The organism is Bradyrhizobium sp. WBAH42 (assembly GCF_024585265.1).
Lineage (GTDB): Bacteria > Pseudomonadota > Alphaproteobacteria > Rhizobiales > Xanthobacteraceae > Bradyrhizobium.
This window is the reverse complement of the sequence record NZ_CP036533.1, coordinates 4,517,176-4,533,688: the sequence shown is the minus strand read 5'-3', so window position 1 is coordinate 4,533,688 and position 16,513 is coordinate 4,517,176. Positions and strand designations below refer to the sequence as shown.

15 protein-coding genes and 1 tRNA gene are annotated in these 16,513 nt (G+C 61.9%); 7 read left to right on the top strand and 9 right to left on the bottom strand.

Annotation, left to right across the window (positions count from 1 at the left end; all coding sequences use genetic code 11):
* Positions 1-44 precede the first annotated feature (44 nt).
* The 5 genes from DCG74_RS20980 to DCG74_RS20960 all read left to right on the top strand — a co-directional run bounded on the left by DCG74_RS20980 (position 45) and on the right by DCG74_RS20960 (position 3,879).
* Positions 45-1,655, top strand: coding sequence for a tetratricopeptide repeat protein (locus tag DCG74_RS20980; RefSeq protein ID WP_172786297.1), 1,611 nt, complete (start codon positions 45-47; stop codon positions 1,653-1,655).
* Positions 1,652-1,966 (top strand): hypothetical protein, encoded by a 315-nt coding sequence (locus tag DCG74_RS20975; protein WP_172786296.1) that lies wholly within the window; start codon positions 1,652-1,654, stop codon positions 1,964-1,966. The genes DCG74_RS20980 and DCG74_RS20975 overlap by 4 nt, the downstream gene beginning before the upstream one ends.
* 18 nt (positions 1,967-1,984) lie before the next feature.
* Positions 1,985-2,608 carry a DUF1353 domain-containing protein gene (locus tag DCG74_RS20970; RefSeq protein ID WP_172786295.1) on the top strand — a complete coding sequence of 208 codons (624 nt, stop codon included), beginning with the start codon at positions 1,985-1,987 and terminating at the stop codon, positions 2,606-2,608.
* Positions 2,609-2,670: 62 nt separating this feature from the next.
* The gene (locus DCG74_RS20965) at positions 2,671-3,405 is read left to right on the top strand and encodes a hypothetical protein (protein WP_172786294.1); all 735 of its coding nucleotides are present in this window, start codon (positions 2,671-2,673) and stop codon (positions 3,403-3,405) included.
* Between the two features lie 171 nt (positions 3,406-3,576).
* On the top strand, positions 3,577-3,879 hold the full coding sequence (locus DCG74_RS20960; RefSeq protein ID WP_172786293.1) for a hypothetical protein: 303 nt from the start codon (positions 3,577-3,579) through the stop codon (positions 3,877-3,879).
* Positions 3,880-3,992: 113 nt separating this feature from the next.
* Here the strand turns inward: DCG74_RS20960 and DCG74_RS20955 are convergent.
* From DCG74_RS20955 to DCG74_RS20930, 6 genes are all read right to left on the bottom strand, one after another.
* Positions 3,993-4,066 (bottom strand) — tRNA-Gln (locus tag DCG74_RS20955).
* Positions 4,067-4,220: 154 nt separating this feature from the next.
* Positions 4,221-5,123, bottom strand: coding sequence for a ribonuclease Z (gene rnz / locus DCG74_RS20950; RefSeq protein ID WP_172786292.1), 903 nt, complete (start codon positions 5,121-5,123; stop codon positions 4,221-4,223).
* Positions 5,124-5,175: 52 nt separating this feature from the next.
* On the bottom strand, positions 5,176-6,159 hold the full coding sequence (locus DCG74_RS20945; RefSeq protein WP_172786291.1) for an antibiotic biosynthesis monooxygenase: 984 nt from the start codon (positions 6,157-6,159) through the stop codon (positions 5,176-5,178).
* An 11-nt stretch (positions 6,160-6,170) separates the two neighbouring features.
* The gene (gene guaD, locus DCG74_RS20940; RefSeq protein ID WP_172786290.1) at positions 6,171-7,568 is read right to left on the bottom strand and encodes a guanine deaminase; all 1,398 of its coding nucleotides are present in this window, start codon (positions 7,566-7,568) and stop codon (positions 6,171-6,173) included.
* Positions 7,569-7,583: 15 nt separating this feature from the next.
* Positions 7,584-8,801 (bottom strand): multidrug effflux MFS transporter, encoded by a 1,218-nt coding sequence (locus tag DCG74_RS20935; RefSeq protein WP_172786289.1) that lies wholly within the window; start codon positions 8,799-8,801, stop codon positions 7,584-7,586.
* A 436-nt stretch (positions 8,802-9,237) separates the two neighbouring features.
* Positions 9,238-9,843, bottom strand: coding sequence for a TetR/AcrR family transcriptional regulator (locus tag DCG74_RS20930; protein ID WP_172786288.1), 606 nt, complete (start codon positions 9,841-9,843; stop codon positions 9,238-9,240).
* 198 nt (positions 9,844-10,041) lie between these two features.
* On the opposite strand from DCG74_RS20930, the gene DCG74_RS20925 reads away from it, so the two are divergent.
* Positions 10,042-11,286, top strand: coding sequence for an efflux RND transporter periplasmic adaptor subunit (locus DCG74_RS20925; RefSeq protein ID WP_172786287.1), 1,245 nt, complete (start codon positions 10,042-10,044; stop codon positions 11,284-11,286).
* A gap of 120 nt (positions 11,287-11,406) precedes the next feature.
* Positions 11,407-14,595 carry an efflux RND transporter permease subunit gene (locus tag DCG74_RS20920; protein ID WP_172786286.1) on the top strand — a complete coding sequence of 1,063 codons (3,189 nt, stop codon included), beginning with the start codon at positions 11,407-11,409 and terminating at the stop codon, positions 14,593-14,595.
* 50 nt (positions 14,596-14,645) lie between these two features.
* Here DCG74_RS20920 and DCG74_RS20915 read toward each other — a convergent pair whose 3' ends face one another.
* From DCG74_RS20915 to DCG74_RS20905, 3 genes are all read right to left on the bottom strand, one after another.
* On the bottom strand, positions 14,646-15,158 hold the full coding sequence (locus DCG74_RS20915; RefSeq protein WP_172786285.1) for a hypothetical protein: 513 nt from the start codon (positions 15,156-15,158) through the stop codon (positions 14,646-14,648).
* 86 nt (positions 15,159-15,244) lie between these two features.
* A complete protein-coding gene (locus DCG74_RS20910; RefSeq protein WP_172786284.1) occupies positions 15,245-15,691 on the bottom strand; it encodes a MaoC family dehydratase in 447 nt (148 codons plus the stop codon).
* 389 nt (positions 15,692-16,080) lie between these two features.
* Positions 16,081-16,503, bottom strand: a complete 423-nt coding sequence (locus DCG74_RS20905; RefSeq protein ID WP_172786283.1) for a hypothetical protein — start codon at positions 16,501-16,503, stop codon at positions 16,081-16,083.
* Positions 16,504-16,513: the final 10 nt, after the last annotated feature.

Below are 16,513 nucleotides of genomic sequence, written 5' to 3'. Positions count from 1 at the left end.
GCGGTTCAGGGCCCACCCGAAGAACTACTGGAAGCGCCAACGCGTTGGCCGGTCCTGTTGGGCTCAACACCTCGACGAAAGCAGTCCGCCACACCCCGTTGGAAGACTGGCTGAATTCCATCGAGCGCGGCGCCGATCTGAGAAGGCCGGCCAGCTTACGCGGCCGTAGGGACTCGACCTACAGTAGTAGATTTGGTATTTTTTTATTTGTTAAAGCTCAAGAGCCTGGCATGTTGGACGCGCCTTCCAACCAGCGTGATGCGAGTGCCATTCCTAGAGACGTCGTGGTCTTGCTCCACGGGATTCGGACTCGTGCTCTTTGGTATGACACGGCAAAGAACCTGCTAAGTCGTATCACCGCGATTGAAGTGCGAACGATTGGATACGGCCGCTTCGACGTGGTGAGATTTCTTTTGCCGTTCACGCGAACATCGGCAAGAAGGCTCGTACTGAAAGAGCTCCGAGCCATAAAGTGGCACTATGAGAAACAATCGCTTCCTATCCGCATGTCGGTGATAGCTCATAGTTTCGGGACTTATACAATTGTCAAAATTCTTGAAGAGGAAGACGACATTGATCTCGACACGCTTGTATTGTGCGGGTCGGTTCTCCCATCAAACTATGATTTCGGCGCGATAAGCCGCAAAGTCTCCGGATTGATTGTCAACGATGCAGGAAGTCGCGACATTTGGCCTGTTTTGGCGCGTTTGGTGACGGTAGGATACGGCGATTCAGGTACGTTTGGCTTTTTGAAAGGGCTCTGTCGCGACCGCTTCTTCTACTTTACACACAGCGACTTCTTCACAGCAGATTTCATTTCGAAGTATTGGGTCACAATATTCTCAGAGAGACGGATCGAAGACCCAGGATCGGACCGGTCACTCTGGAAGTCGCCATTCGCCATTCGACTACTTTCAGTGCTGCCCGAAGCTCTATTGCCAAAGTTCATCTTGCCGGCACTAGCACTTTTTCTATTGCTTCCGGTTGCTATGGACTCGATCAGGCCGAGAGTGATGCCACTACTTTCCTCACAAGCGATGATCCAAAGCGATCGCGAGGGCGTTTGCAAGCAAGCGGTTGGACAGGCTAGTCCTGAAAGCCTTGCGACCGCCTTGGTAAGTCCGTCTACGAATACGTCGGTGAAGGCCGAAATTCTTTGCGAACTTGCGCGTGAAGGAAATTCAAACGACCTACAGCTACTATCTCTATACGCACGAGCCTTAGTCTCGTCCGGCAAGATAGAGAGGGCAGTTTCCTTGTTCTCAGAGGCGGCCGAGAAAGGCGACCCAACTTCGCTAGAGGTTTTGGCGAACTATTACTCGCATTACATCGAGCCAAATGAAGATAAGTGCGTTCGATACTATAAAGTACTGCTTGGAATGGGCGATGCCAATGCCGCACTTGCGCTTGGGGTTTTGTACGAGACCGGCGTTTTTGCGAAGTACAACTACTCAATGGCCGCTGATTATTACAGAATAGCTGCTGAGAAGAATAACACGTCTGCAATGTATCGCTTGGGTCAGCTGAACGAATTTGGTCTTGGCATCGCGATTAACCTTGGCACTGCGCGGGATCTTTATCAGAGGGCCGCGGCCAAAGGCGACGTCGACGCGGTTGACGCGCTAAAACAGTTGAATCGAAGGAAGCCATTATGACGCGCCTCCTCCTCGCACTGTCTATTGCTTTTGGTCTGCTCAATTCAGCATACGCCGGATTCGTAAGAACTATACCCGAGGACGTTGCTATTGCGGTTGAGTTGGCGCCCGCCCGGAAAGCCTTTCCTGCTGGCAGAATTCTGAAGGTGCTGCGCAAGGGCGATGCCTTGAAAGTTATAAAAGCCTGGGAAACTCCCGAAGGAGTGTGGTTAGAAGTCAAGCTGACTGTTGGAGACCAAGAGCAGACAGGATTTGTTTCTATGGATCAAACCAACTTCAACGAAAAGTCTATGGCGAGCAACACGCGCTAATCAAACCAACGGGCTGCCATGACGATCTTTACCCGCCGCAAGGTTCTCTTGGACGCAATCGCATACACGGCGTTGTCTGCCATATTACGCCGATCTCTATCGCATGCAGTTGCACAAGAGTTGCCTGAGAATGGAGTGATAATTAGAGATTGGATCGATCAACAGCAAAGAAGCGGCAGGAAAGCATATGGTGATGTCATCGTCGGGCGATTTGCGGACTCAATGTACTTTCTTCTTCGGCCCGTTACGTGGGAGCCGAGTGTTGATGGAAGACTTCCTCGGGTGACTGTCCCAGTCGGATTCGTGACAGATTTTTCGAGCGTGCCAAGGGTATTCTGGTCAGCGGTCCGCCCTGATCCGATCTTGATCTTTCCCGCCGTTCTCCATGACTTTCTCTACTGGGAGCAGACCACAACCAGGGATAAGGCGGATGAGGTATTTAGAGTTTCAATGCAAGAAGTGGATATCGCCGAGTCAACGGCAAAGCTAATTGTTACGGCCTTGCGCTTGTATGGTCAGCAGGTTTGGGAGAGAAATGCGCGCCTGCGGGCTAGTGGCGAAAGGAGGATTCTTCGCCGCTTTCCAGATGATCCTAGGGTAACGTGGGATGAATGGAAGAAGCGATCAGACGTTTTCCAATAAACTTGGGCCACCAAGCGTCTGTAAGATGTAAGTCTAGTCTCAAATAGAATAGATATTGAGTGATGAAACCAGGATGGGGAGCGGTGCTTCGTGGCGAACCAAGCGACCTTGATGCTTGGAGGCACGTGCTAGGCAATGAGTTCGACCCGAAGACCGAGCTGCATGGGGAGGAAACCATCCTGCGGTCTGCGAGCTTCGATGTCCTGACGAACGCCGATGAGGTTCGCGCCAAAGCTCTCGACATTATTGATTATCTTAACGGTGCCTTGGCGATTTCGCAGGGAACGAAGCCAGTAGCCTTTGGTGGTACAGTTGAGATTACTGAAGATGGTCGCCTTCACAGAACGGTGTTCTTGGAAGGGGTCATGAGTCTTGGAGTGACATTGAGGGGCAGGATTGAAGTATTTGATAAAGACGGAAACCCTATTCCTTCTGTGCCCCGCGAGAGTGAGGTTCAGCTTTGGGCCGGCATAGCCGAAGCTGACGATCTTCTCGAAGAAGTGCTGATGTACGTCGGCAAGGAGCCCACATGGTTCAACATCTTCAAAGCGATTGAGTGCCTTGAGTTGCGATTTGGCGGCGGAACCGAGGAGGGATTCCTGCGGCTTGGCTGGGCCACGGCATCGCAAGTCAAACTTATGAAAAGGTCTGCGAACACACTCCGACATGCAAAACAGAAGTTTGCCCCTCCAGAGAAGCCGATGTCGCTTCGGGACGCGACCTCGCTACTGCACTCACTGTTGCGCAGGGGTCTTCAAGAAGCGGCGGCGGAACAAAGGCAAAGTGGTGGAGCTTAGGCGGGAAGCCGCAATGCCAATCCCGGCAAATCCACCAGGGCGTCTATCTGTGCCATGCCCGGTGAAGGCGCTAGTGGGGTTACCGGAGCGAGGTCGGCAGCGCGGGACGTTTGCGCTTGATTGCGCCCCCCAGGATGACTAGCTCCAGGCTACCGTTCTGGAGCAATCAATATGATCAATCTCAACAAGCCCGAGACTTTTACGATGGACGCAGTGAAAGAGCTGATTGCATCAAAGGATGATTCGCAACGTCGTCAGCTCCGTGTAGCGGAGGACGGCACCGTCTATCTGTCAGACGTAATCGGAAATCTCGAGCTTGATGGCGTGCGGTTCGCGCTTGCGACTTGGCTTCAGGGAAATGACTACGTCGGCGCCAACGCCGCCCGCGACCACTCTTGGGTGCGGAGCGTGCACGACACCGTCAAGTATCATTGGGAAAAGGGGACGAGAGGGGTCACTGACGAGATGGTGTGAGCCTCGACGCGTCTTGCGTTGGGGGCAGTTGTTGGGGGCAGCGTTAGGGTACAGCCGTTACCCAGCGTAAAAGACTTCAACAATTTCAACTACCTGCCGGGCGCAGCTGGAGCTGGCTGGGGAACCTGGATTCGAACCAAGACAAACAGAGTCAGAGTCTGTTGTGCTACCGTTACACCATTCCCCAACGGAATAGCCGAACAAATTCAAAGGCTTGCCTGACTTGCTCGACTGTGGCCGGAAGCGCAGCGCGCAAATCACGGCTCAGGCGTGGCAGCGTTCTACCCGCTCGCATCTGGGCTGGCAAGCGCTGCATGATGATCGGGTCAGGGGCCGTTTGATCAGACGACGATGTGGTCGAAGTCTGCGGCGATCCGGGTGTTCGGGAAGATTCCTGCCGCCTCGGCGAGAATCTCGGCGTCCTCGTAGCGTCCCGACATATGCGTCAGCACGAGTTGTCCGACCTTGTTCGTGGCCGCAAAGGAGGCCGCTTCTGCCGCGGTGAGATGGCCGTAATTCCGCGCGGTCGGCGCGTCGCGATCGAGGAACGTGGCCTCGATCACCAGCGTGTCGGCACCGGCCACGTATTGCGACAGCCCCTCGGTGGTCTCGGTGTCGCCGATCACGACGAGCTTGCTGCCGCCGCTCGGCGGACCGAGGACGTCTTCCGGATCGATGGTTCGGTTGGCAAGCACGATCGGTCGGCCAGCGGCCAACTCGCCGCGCAAGGGACCGTCGGGGACACCGAGCGCGATGAGGCGATCGGGCCGAAGATGACGGCGGGCGGGGCTTTTGAAAACGTAGCCAAAGCTATCGGTGTCGCGGTGGCGGACCGGAAAACAGCCGATGGTGAATTCACCGGCGTCGATGACTTGTCCCTCGGTCAGCACTGCGAACTCGACGGCGATCGGCGCCCTGCCCGGGCCCCACAGGCCGGCGAGCATGCGGACGACGAGGTCGAGCGTGCCTTCGCCGCCGTGAATGGTCATTGCCTCGGACGTCTGCCGCAAGCCAAGCGTCGAGAACAGTCCGGGGATGCCGAGCACGTGGTCGAGATGGGCGTGGGTGAGCAGGATGCGGTCGAGCCGCCGGAAGCCGGCGCCGCTGCGCAGCAGCTGGCGCTGCGTGCCCTCGCCGCAATCGACCAGGACGCGCTTGCCTGCGGCTTCCACGAGAAGCGCCGGATGGTTGCGCTCCGCTGAGGGAACGCTGGCCGATGTCCCGAGAAATGTCAGGGCGAACATGGTCGTCGATATCCAGCGACCGCCCTTGTCCGCGCCAAGACGGTCGACGGTCTCACCGTCCCCAATGCCACGCGAGCAGCAGCGCGTACAGGCCCATCGAGGCGGCATAGAGCACGGCGAGCAGCACGTAGCCGCCGATCTGGCGACTGATCGCAGCCTTCGGCGTCACCCACCAGTCGAGCGCCCTGAAGGCGGCGGGCACCAGCCACCAGCCGAGCAGCTGGGTGCTGACGAGATTGCCGACGAACAGCGACAGCCAGACCGGCACGCCGTGACTATCGATCAGCGGCCTGCTGATGAAAAAGCCCCAGAGGTACACCACGGGATAGAGAACCAGGAGAACGATCAGGTTGCTCTTCCAGATGAAACCGGGCCCTTGCTCGGGGGCCGACGTCTTGCCGGCCGGGAACCAGAAATTGAAGCCGTAGCTCGCCCGCTTCACGTGCATTCCGGCATTGAAGCGCTCGCCCTCCTCAAGGAGGGTCTGCCGCAAGGGCGAGTCGAGCCATGCATTGAGATTGGCATCGCTGTCGAACGACAGGATGATGATCCATTCGTCGTGCAGGCCCGGAATTGGCCGCTCGATCTTGTGGCGCAGAAATCCCTTGAACTCGGCCTCCGCCGCCTGGATGCGCTGCTGCCATTTCAGGAACGCATCCTCGAGCCCATCGGGGACCTTGAAGGAGATCACCGCCGAGACCGCGCTGTCGCGCTGGACGCCGGTGTCGGGCAGGATATGGACGTCCTCCGAACCGACGAAGAAGCGCTGCACCTCTGCGATGCGGCGCGCCCGTACATCGCTCTGGAGCCAGGCACGTGCTGCAGCCGGGCTGGCGAAACGCAGGATCGTCACCCAGTCCACATGCGCGGGGGGTTGCGGCGGCACCACCTCCTGGCTGAGAAAGCCGGGCCAGGCCTTGAGCACTTCGCCGACCTCACCGTTCCACCGTGCGAACGCGGCAAAGCCGTCGTCGGCGATGCGGCGCTGGATGACGAGGGCGACCGGCTGGCCGGCTGTTTCAGGAGATGCGCTCATCGGCGGCCGTCTCAGCTCTTCTTGTAGAGACGCTTGCCCATCACCCAGGTCTCGTCGACGCAGCGATCGTCGCCGACCATCATGACGGCGAACAGCATGCTCGCGGCCTCATCCATCGAGCGCGGGCCGGCGCCGTCGGCGATCAGCGATTGATGCCACGCTTGCGCGACCTGCCCGCCGTTCGGATCGAGCGCGACGAAATCGGCCTCCTTGCCGGGCTCGAAATTGCCGAGCTTGTCGTCGATGTAGAGGCCTTCGGCGCCGCCGAGCGTGATCGACCAGAAGCCGCGATAGGGCGAGAGCTTGTTGCGCTCGGCTTCCGCGAGGTCCTTGCGTGCGGGATCGATGCTGCCGTCAAGCAGGGTGTTGTTGCACATGCCGACCTTGTAGGCGTCATCTAGCACGGAGATCATCGAGAAGCGGTTGCCGCCGCCGACGTCGGTGCCGAACGACATCTTGACGCGATGCTCGGGATCGGTGGCGCGTCCGAGACGGAACAGGCCGCTGCCGAGGAACAGGTTCGAGCACGGGCAGAACACCACCGCCGCGCCCTTCTTCGACATGCGGCGGAACTCGTTGTTGGAGAGGTAGACGCCGTGGCCTCCGGAGAATTTCGGACCGACCAGGTCGAACTTCTCGTAGACGCCGAGATAATCCTGGCAGTCCGGATGCTCGACCAGCACGCCGGTGCATTCGGCCGGGTTCTCGGAGATGTGGGTGTTGACCCAGCAATCCGGATGCTCGTGCTTGAGGCGCTGACACGCCTTCAGCAGTTCCGGCGAAGCGCCGAAGGCGAAGCGCGGCGTGATGGCGTAGAGATTGCGGCCCTTGTTGTGGTACTGCGCGATCAGCCGCTTGCTGTCGCGATAGAAATTCTCGGGGGTATCGATGAAATCGGCCGGCGCATTGCGATCGATCCCGGTGAGGCCCGCGATGACGCGCATGTTGCGGCGAGCTGCTTCCTCGAACAATTCCTCAGTCGACACTGGCGAGGAGCTCGTGAAGGCCTGGCAGGTGGTGGTGCCGGAGGCGAGCAGCGCATCGAGGAAACGCTTTACGCCCTCGCGCGCGTAGTCGCGATCCCGGTATTTGAGCTCTTCCGGGTAGACCCATTTCTGCAGCCACGGCAAGAGCTGCTCGCCATACGCCCCTAACACGCGCGTCTGCGGCAGATGAATGTGGCCGTCGATGAAGCCGGGGACGATGATGCGGTCCTTGATGTGGGTGATCTCGACGCCCGGATGGGCGGCGGCGATCTTGTCATAGGGGCCGAAGGCCTTGATCACGCCGTCAGCGACGACCATGAGGCCATCCTGGTGAAAGCGCGCGGAGGCCTGCTCGTTGCCGACATGCTTCCAGGGATCGTCGACGAAGTCGAAGAACGTGCCGCGAATACCGACAGTGGTCATGATCGAGTTCCTTCCTTAAGGCTGTGTGGCCTGCCGCGCCGACGGCAGCGAGATCGCGAGCAGCGTACCGGCGAGGGCGCAGAGGCCGAGATAGAGCCATCCGATCGGCGCCTGCGTCGCTTCGGGCAACACCGCCGTGATCGCCATGGCGCCGCTGACGGCGAGATAGCAGAGCGCGCTGATCAGGCCGCCGATCAGGCCGTGGTCGCGCTCGAACAGGCCGAGCGCCATGCCGTACATCATCGGGCACAGCACGCCGCAGCCGCCGAGCACCAGCGCGCCGCCGATCGTGATCGACGCGAAATCGAGACCGAGGGTCATGCCTGTTGCAGTCAGGGCCGCGGCGCCGGCGAGGAACAGCGCGAAGGCGCCGAAGCCCAGCACGCGCGCCGGCATGAAGCGCGCGAAATGCGCGCAACCGAGCTCGCCGGCGAGATTGACCCCGCCGAGGCCGAGTGCGACGAGGCCGTAGATGGCCGCCGAATAGCCAAGACCAGTCTGGTAGAAGAACGGCGCTACCACGCCGAACGCCAGCTGCGCGCTGGCTGCGGCAGCAAAGACCAGCACGAAAGCGAGGAAGCCCGGCCGCACCAGCGCATCGCGCAAGATGCCGGCGGTGCGGCGCGGATCGAACGGCGCACGCCGCTCGGCCGGCAATGTTTCAGGCAGAAGGAATACGACGATCGTGGCAACGATCGCCGCGGCGAGGGCAATGACGACGAAGACACCGCGCCACGAGGTCAGCTCGACGATGAAGCCACCGGCCGCCGGCGCCAGCACCGGCGCAAGCCCCCAGGCTGCGCCAAGCAGGCCGGAGATCGCGGTGAGCTCGCGGCCGCGGAAACAATCAGCGGCGACCGCATAGGCGACAACGAGACAAGTGCAGCCGCCGATGCCTTGCAGGAAGCGCAAGCCCAGCAGCAGCGAGGCGCTGGTGGCGAGCGCACAGGCGATGCTCATCGCAATCAGCACCGACAGGCCCGCGAGCAGCACGTTGCGGCGGCCGATTGTGTCCGAGGCAATACCGACCGGCACCAGCGCCAGAGACATACCGAGCATGTAAGCGGTAACGGTGTTCTGCATCGAGGCGGGATCGGCGGCGAGATCCACCACCATCTGCGGCAGGCCTGGCGTATAGGCATCGAGCGGAATCTGGCTGAACGGCACGACACACAACAGGATCGGCACGATCCCGCTCCTGGCGCGACCGGCGTCCGAAGCAAGTGCAGTCATGGCTTACGCCCCCTCGATTCCCGCGGGTCCTGTCTTTTCGTGCGCGCAATGAGGGGCGCCGATGCAGGTTGCGGATATTGACGCGCGGGAAGCTGACACAACTGTGTGTAGAAACTCTTAGGAGCTTTCGTGTCGACCCGTTTCGGCGGTGGTGCCCTGGCCGTCACTCAAAACAAAAATGCGAAAACAACCCCATGCAAAGTAGAAATCGTTGAAGAATTCGCCTCGTGCGGTCGAGCCTAGTGGGGGCGCTTGATGCGTCGGGCAAAACAGCGGCACGATTGCATGACCGCCATCGCGTGTGGCTCACACCAAAGGCCGTTAACCGATCGGAAGGCATGGTTGCTTCTGCGCGAGCCGTGCGCGCGCCTCCTCGGAATGAGGCTAAGCGGCAGCAGCCGTACCTCGCTGCAATCAGGCCTGATCCCACCCTGGTCTAAGTTCGATCGACCGACTGCGCCTCGACGGCCTGCACGGCCACGCTCGCGACCTGCCGCAGCGCTTCGCGATCGGCACCCGAGGACGCCATCACGCCCATGCCGACCGACACCGCCGAGACATAGCGCGCGAGCGCAGCCGGATCGGCGCTTTCCTTGAGATCGCCCTCGGCCCTGGCGCGGACGAAACGGTCGCGAAGCTGGTCTTCGTTCTGGGCGCGGCGCGCGGCGAGCTCGAAGGGGACGTTCTCGGAGCCGGTACCGCAGGCAATGCCGCCTTGCACCAGCAGGCAGCCGGGCGGATTGGCGGGATCGGTCTGCCTGTCGGCAATGCCCATCAACATGCGCTCGGCCACGGCTCGGGCAGTGGGGGCTGCCACCACCTCGTCCATCCAGATGTTGCGCAGCCTGGTGTAGCGGTCGAGCGCGGCCCTCAGCAGCCCTTCCTTGTTGCCGAAGCAGGCGTAGAGACTGGGCGGATTGATGCCCATGGCCTCGGTGAGCTGGGCAATGGTCGCGCCCTCATAGCCATGGCGCCAAAACACTTCCATCGCCTGGTCCAACGCCATTTCGGCGTCGAATTCCCGGGGGCGTCCCATGCCCATGTGCCTGTCTCCTCGGATCGGCGTTTGTCCTCAGCCTAACGCAAGACCCTATCTATTTGTTCTAGCTTTCTTTTTCTTGTGTCTTCCAATCGTTGCGGTATCGGCGTACAATTTTCTTAGTGAATGGTACATAAGTATCTTGCACTGCGGTATCCAGCTCCACATCTGTAGTGAACACTACATATCTGGAGCGCGCAAATGCCCCCCTCCCAAAATACCTCCCGCACCGGCCGTTTCCGCCGCCTTCTGGGCGGCGTCGCCATCGTGGGCGCCCTCGCCGCGGCCGGCTCGGTCGTGACCGGCCGCTATTTTCATGCGGCGCAAGCCACCGCACCGGCGGCCGCAGCTGAACAGGCTGTTTCCGTCACGGTGGCGATGATCGAGCCGCGGCAGACCGTGCTGTGGGACGATTTCTCCGGCCGGCTCGAGGCGATCAACCGCGTCGAGCTCCGCCCGCGCGTCGCGGGCGCGATCCTGTCGGCGAACTTCACCGAAGGCGCGCTGGTGAAGGCCGGTGACGTGCTGTTCAAGATTGATCCAGCCCCCTATACGGCCGAGGTCGACAAGGCGGCCGCCCAGCTCGAGGCCACCAAAGCGCGCGTCGTCTTCACCCAGAGCGAGCTCGAGCGCGGCGCGCAGCTCGTCGGCAACGCCGTGGTCACCCGGCGCGACTACGACCAGCGCGACAACGCCAATCGCGAAGCGATCGCCAACGTCAAGGCGGCCGAGGCGACGCTGCAGACCGCAAAGCTCAATCTCGATTACACCGAGGTGCGCGCCCCCGTGGATGGCCGCGTCGGCAAGATCGAGGTCACCGTCGGCAATCTCGTCGCCGCCGGCACCGCCTCGCCGGTGCTGACCTCGCTGGTCTCGGTCAATCCGATCTACGCCTCGTTCGATGCGGACGAAGAGGTGGTGCTGCGCGCGCTGAACTCGATCGCAGATAGCACCGGCAGCCGCGGCAAGCTCGATCAGATCCCGGTCGAGATGACGACGTCGGGCGGCTTGTCCGCAAAGGGCCACATCCAGCTCATCGATAACCAGGTCAACGGCCAGAGCGGCACCATCCGTGTCCGCGCTGTATTCCGCAACGACGACGGACGCCTCATTCCCGGCCAGTTCGCGCGCGTGCGCATGGGCCAGCCGAAGCAACAGGCGCTGGTGATGATCGACGAGCGCGCCATCGGCACCGACCAGGACAAGAAGTTCGTGATGGCGGTCGGCGACGACAGCCGCGCCGTCTACCGGCCGGTCACCCTCGGCGGTGCCGTCGATGGACTTCGCATCGTCACCTCGGGCCTGAAGTCCGGCGACCGCATCGTCGTCAACGGTTTGCAACGCGTGCGTCCGGGCGCCCTCCTCAAGACGGAGGTGGCAGCGATGGGCGCGCGGGGGCCGCAGCAGGCGTCAAACCACAGCAACCAGGACGTGGTGCAGCGCTAGTTAGTTCATCCCGAGGCGGGCGAAGCCCGAACCCGGGATCTCGCAGTTACGAAACTCCGATTACTTCACTTCTGGATTCCGGGTTCGCGCGCGCCCCGGAATGACGGAGGGGGCAAGGCCATGAATCTCTCAAAGTTCTTCATCGACCGTCCGATTTTCGCCGGCGTGCTGTCGGTCCTGATCTTCCTCGCCGGGCTGATCTCGCTGTTCGCGATGCCGATCTCGGAATATCCGGACGTGGTGCCGCCCTCCGTCGTGGTGCGCGCAAGCTATCCCGGCGCCAACCCCAAGGTGATCGCGGAGACGGTGGCGACCCCGATCGAGGAGCAGATCAACGGCGTCGAAAACATGCTCTACATGTCGAGCCAGGCGACCACTGACGGCGCGATGACGCTGACGGTGACGTTCCGGCTCGGCACCGATCCCGACAAAGCGACGCAGCTGGTGCAGAACCGGGTGCAGCAGGCCGAGCCGCGCCTGCCCAACGTGGTGCGCCAGCTCGGCATCATCACCAAGAAGTCGTCGCCCGACCTCACCATGGTCGTGCATCTGTTGTCGCCGAACGGCCGCTACGACATGACGTACTTGCGCAATTACGCGGTGCTCAACGTCAAGGACCGGCTGGCGCGGATCGACGGCGTCGGCGACGTCCAGCTCTATGGCGCCGGCGACTATTCGATGCGGGTCTGGGTCGATCCGCAGAAGGCCGCCGAGCATGGGCTCACCGCGAGCGACATCGTGCGGGCGATCCAGGCGCAGAACGTCGAGGCCGCCGCCGGCGTGGTCGGCTCCTCCCCGAACGTCAAGGGCATCGATCTCCAACTCTCGGTCAATGCGGAAGGCCGGCTCGCTAACGAGGAGCAGTTCGGCGACATCGTGGTCAAGACCGGTACGCGCGGCGAGGTCGTGCGGTTGCGCGACGTCGCGCGCATCGAGCTTGGCGCTTCCGAATACGGACTGCGCTCGCTGCTCGACAACAAGCAGGCGGTGGCGATCCCGATCTTCCAGGCGCCCGGCTCCAACGCGCTGCAGATTTCCGACAATGTCCGCGCCACCATGGCGGAGATCAAGAAGAACATGCCGGAGGGCGTGTCCTACCAGATCGTCTACGATCCCACCCAATTCGTCCGCTCCTCGATCGAGGCCGTGATCCACACGCTCTTGGAGGCGATCGCGCTGGTGGTGCTGGTGGTGATCCTGTTCCTGCAGACCTGGCGGGCCTCGATCATTCCGCTGCTGGCCGTGCCGGTGTCGATCGTGGGCACGTTCGCGGTGATGCACGTGTTCGGCTTCTCCATCAACGCGCTCAGCCTGTTTGGTCTCGTGCTCGCCATCGGCATCGTCGTCGACGACGCCATCGTCGTGGTCGAGAACGTCGAGCGCAACATCGAAGCGGGGCTGTCGCCGCGGGATGCCACCTATCAAGCGATGCGCGAGGTCTCGGGCCCGATCATCGCGATCGCGCTGGTGCTGATCGCGGTGTTCGTGCCGCTCGCCTTCATCTCCGGTCTCACCGGGCAATTCTACAAGCAGTTCGCGCTGACGATCGCGATCTCGACCGTGATCTCCGCCATCAATTCGCTGACGCTGTCACCGGCATTGTCGGCGCTGCTGCTCAAGGGCCACAACGAACCGAAGGACCGGCTGACGCTGATCATGGAAAAGAGCCTCGGTTGGTTCTTCCGCGGCTTCAACAAGGCCTTCACGCGTTCCTCGGACAATTACAGCGGCACCGTCGGCAAGGTGATCTCGGGCAAGGCCGCGGTGATGGGCCTCTATGTGGTGCTGGTCGGGCTGACGGCGTTTCTGTTCCAGCAGGTGCCGAGCGGCTTCGTGCCGGGCCAGGACAAGCAGTACCTCGTCGGCTTCGCCCGCCTGCCCGATGGCGCCACGCTCGACCGCAGCGAGGAGGTGATCCGCAAGATGAGCGACATCGCGCTGACCCAGCCCGGTGTCGAGAGTTCGGTAGCCTTCCCGGGCCTGTCGATCTCCGGCTTCACCAACTCCTCCAACGCCGGCATCGTGTTCTCGACGCTGAAGCCGTTCGACGAGCGCAAGGATGCGGCCCTGAGCGGGAATGCGATTGCGGCCGAGCTGAACAAGAAATATGCCGGGATCCAGGAAGCCTTCATCGCCATGTTCCCGCCGCCGCCCGTCAACGGCCTCGGCACCATCGGCGGCTTCAAGCTGCAGATCGAGGACCGCGCCGGTCTCGGCTATGACGCCCTGAACGAGGCGACCAACGCCTTCATGGCTGCGATGCAGAAGGCGCCGGAGATCGCCGGCGTGTTCTCAAGCTTCCAGGTCAACGTGCCCCAGCTGTTCGCCGACATCGACCGCACCAAGGCGCTTCAGCTCGGCGTGCCCGTGACGGAGGTGTTCAACACGCTGCAGATCTACCTCGGCTCCTACTACGTTAACGACTTCAACAAGTTCGGCCGCACCTATTCCGTCCGCGTGCAGGCCGACGCGCCGTTCCGCGCCCGCGCCGACGACATCCGGCAATTGAAGGTGCGCTCGTCGTCCGGCGACATGGTGCCATTGTCGGCGCTGCTCAAGATCCGCCAGAGCGCGGGACCGGAGCGCGCGATCCGCTACAACGGCTTCCTGTCGTCCGACATCAACGCGGCGGCCGCGCCCGGCTTCTCGTCGGGACAGGCACAGGAGGCGGCGACGCGGATCGCCGCGGAGGTGCTGCCGCCGGGCTTTGCCTTCGAATGGACCGACCTGACCTATCAGGAGTTCATCGCCGGCAATTCCGGCATCTGGGTGTTTCCGCTGGCGATCCTGCTGGTGTTCCTGGTGCTGGCCGCGCTCTATGAGAGCCTGACCCTGCCGCTGTCGATCATCATGATCGTGCCGATGGGCTTGCTCGCCGCGATGTTCGGCGTCTGGATCTCCAAGGGCGACAACAACGTCTTCACCCAGATCGGCCTCATCGTGCTGGTCGGCCTCTCCGCCAAGAACGCGATCCTGATCGTCGAATTCGCGCGCGAACTCGAATTCGCCGGGCGCACGCCGATCCGGGCCGCGATCGAAGCCAGTCGCTTGCGGCTGCGCCCGATCCTGATGACGTCGATGGCGTTCATCATGGGCGTGCTGCCGCTGGTGCTCTCGACCGGTGCCGGCTCGGAGATGCGGCGCGCGATGGGCGTTGCCGTGTTCTCCGGGATGATCGGCGTCACCGTGTTCGGCCTGTTCCTGACGCCGGTGTTCTATGTGCTGCTCCGAACCGTCACGGGCATGAAGCCGCTGATCCATCACGGCAGCGACATCGGCGCGGCGCCGGTCCACGGGCCTGCCGAGTGAACAGCGTCCCGCCGCGGCACGCCCCCGGCGGGACCAACAAGGTAGATCGATTATTTCCGGTTCTCCTCGCAGAATTTCAGCGCCGCCAGCGCCTCGCCGGCTCGCGGGATCTGCATCTCGATGCTGTCATCGTCGTCGTCCTCGAAATCCAGCGTGAGGCGCTTGGCCTTCGCGAGGCGATCCATGATCGACTGGTCGTATGCGAAGATGCCGCGCACCGTGGTCTTGTCCATGACCTCCCACTTGGCCTTCTTCATGATGTCGGCATCGTCAGTGCCGACATCGGCCCGGAGGATCTCGCCGACCTTGTCCCATTCCCAACCGTCGTAGATCATCACGATCACGATCGCCTGCTCGGAATAGGTGATCACGATGACGTAGTCGCGGTTCTCGTCATCCTTGTCCTTGTAGCCGCGGCTGGCATTGCAGTGGGTGTCCTGCGTGCGCTTCTCGATGGTCCAGTCGCCGACCTTGGATTGTTGCGCAAGCGCAGCGCTTGGGCCCAACACGGTTGCGCTCAAGGCGCAAGCGAGAATTCCGGCGGCGAGAAGAGATCGTTTCATGTCGGCCTCCAGCGCGTTCCCCGCGCCGAGATGACCACCTCCGCCGGCGGCTCGCAAGAGGGCGAGGCGAATGGCCGGCGGCCGTCCTATCCCGACCGCGGCACGATCGCGATCGGAGTGAAGGTGTAAACCTCCTCGCCGTTCTGGTTGAACATGGTCCATTTCACCAGCGCGATCCCCTGCGGCTTCGATTTCGACGGCGTCAGGCTCATGACCTCGCCGACCAGATGCAGGCGGTCGTTGGGCCGCACCGGCATGGTCCAGCGCAGGCCGTCCACACCGGCGCCGATCAGCGGATGCGGGCCGAACGGACGGGTCTGGATCGCAAGGTTCATGGCGATCGCGGCGGTGTGCCATCCCGAGGCGGCAAGCCCCTTGAACAGGGTCTGCTTCGCCGCCTCGTGGTCGAGATGCATCGGCTGCGGATCGAACTCGGCAGCGAAGCGCTTGATGTCGGCCTCGGTGACCACGACTTCGGGGGATTTGAACCGCATTCCGATGGTGAGATCGTCGAACCACTCGACCTGCGCCATGATTTTGCCTCGCAATATGATGCGCCGCTCCCGAAGAGACGGCTCAAAATCGCCTGAGCCATGAGGGATATAGCGGGCCCGCAGCGCACAAACCAGCGCAAGGTTCCTCGTGAAACCCCTTTCCCTATGCGACGAAACACGCCTGAAACAGATCGCGGCTTAAGTGGTTGTCAAAATAAATACAGGGACGGCCACCATGCAGTTCATCCTCGACCTGATCTACGAATATTCGTGCTGCCAGAACCTCGTTGCCCAGCCGCTACGGGAGGACGAGCGATGATCGAGCTGATCTCAGCCCTGCTCGCACTGTGCAGCATCGGCGTCTTCGCGGCGCATGCGCTCGACGCCTACCGCACCACGCATTCCTGAAAGTTGCCCCCTTCCCGACGCTAGAAAGGCCGTCGGTAGAAGTGCTCGGAATGCGTCGCCGGCGGAAACCGGTTGGCGAGCGCAAGCGCCCCCTTCTCGTCCGTCTCGAGCGCGATCTTCTGCGCCAGCATCACGTCGCCCGGCACCAGGAAGCCTGACGGGACGAAGCACCACCCCATCGTCGCACGCCCGTCACTGTCGACCTCGTGGACGTTGGCGGCTGTGCCGTAGTGAATGCGATAGATCCTGCCGGTGTCGCAACCGACGACGTCGAAATACCGGTATTGCTCGAATTGCGCGCGCTGCGCCGGCGACAGCCATTCGGCCAGAAGCCGGCGGCCGCGGGCATCCGGCGTATTCTCGCCGAAGAAGCGGCGATAGAGTTCACGCAGCGCATGCAGACGCGCACGCGCTGGCGCGCGAAGCCAAACTGCCGCGATCATGAGCAGCTCA

Coding starts and splice junctions, on each gene's coding strand:
- DCG74_RS20925 (WP_172786287.1), top strand. CDS start 10,042: ATGCCCCCCTCCCAAAATACCTCCCGCACCGGCCGTTTCCGCCGCCTT.
- DCG74_RS20965 (WP_172786294.1), top strand. CDS start 2,671: ATGAAACCAGGATGGGGAGCGGTGCTTCGTGGCGAACCAAGCGACCTT.
- DCG74_RS20960 (WP_172786293.1), top strand. CDS start 3,577: ATGATCAATCTCAACAAGCCCGAGACTTTTACGATGGACGCAGTGAAA.
- DCG74_RS20920 (WP_172786286.1), top strand. CDS start 11,407: ATGAATCTCTCAAAGTTCTTCATCGACCGTCCGATTTTCGCCGGCGTG.
- DCG74_RS20910 (WP_172786284.1), bottom strand. CDS start 15,691: ATGGCGCAGGTCGAGTGGTTCGACGATCTCACCATCGGAATGCGGTTC.
- DCG74_RS20970 (WP_172786295.1), top strand. CDS start 1,985: ATGACGATCTTTACCCGCCGCAAGGTTCTCTTGGACGCAATCGCATAC.
- DCG74_RS20945 (WP_172786291.1), bottom strand. CDS start 6,159: ATGAGCGCATCTCCTGAAACAGCCGGCCAGCCGGTCGCCCTCGTCATC.
- DCG74_RS20930 (WP_172786288.1), bottom strand. CDS start 9,843: ATGGGCATGGGACGCCCCCGGGAATTCGACGCCGAAATGGCGTTGGAC.
- DCG74_RS20975 (WP_172786296.1), top strand. CDS start 1,652: ATGACGCGCCTCCTCCTCGCACTGTCTATTGCTTTTGGTCTGCTCAAT.
- DCG74_RS20915 (WP_172786285.1), bottom strand. CDS start 15,158: ATGAAACGATCTCTTCTCGCCGCCGGAATTCTCGCTTGCGCCTTGAGC.
- DCG74_RS20935 (WP_172786289.1), bottom strand. CDS start 8,801: ATGACTGCACTTGCTTCGGACGCCGGTCGCGCCAGGAGCGGGATCGTG.
- guaD (WP_172786290.1), bottom strand. CDS start 7,568: ATGACCACTGTCGGTATTCGCGGCACGTTCTTCGACTTCGTCGACGAT.
- rnz (WP_172786292.1), bottom strand. CDS start 5,123: ATGTTCGCCCTGACATTTCTCGGGACATCGGCCAGCGTTCCCTCAGCG.
- DCG74_RS20905 (WP_172786283.1), bottom strand. CDS start 16,503: ATGATCGCGGCAGTTTGGCTTCGCGCGCCAGCGCGTGCGCGTCTGCAT.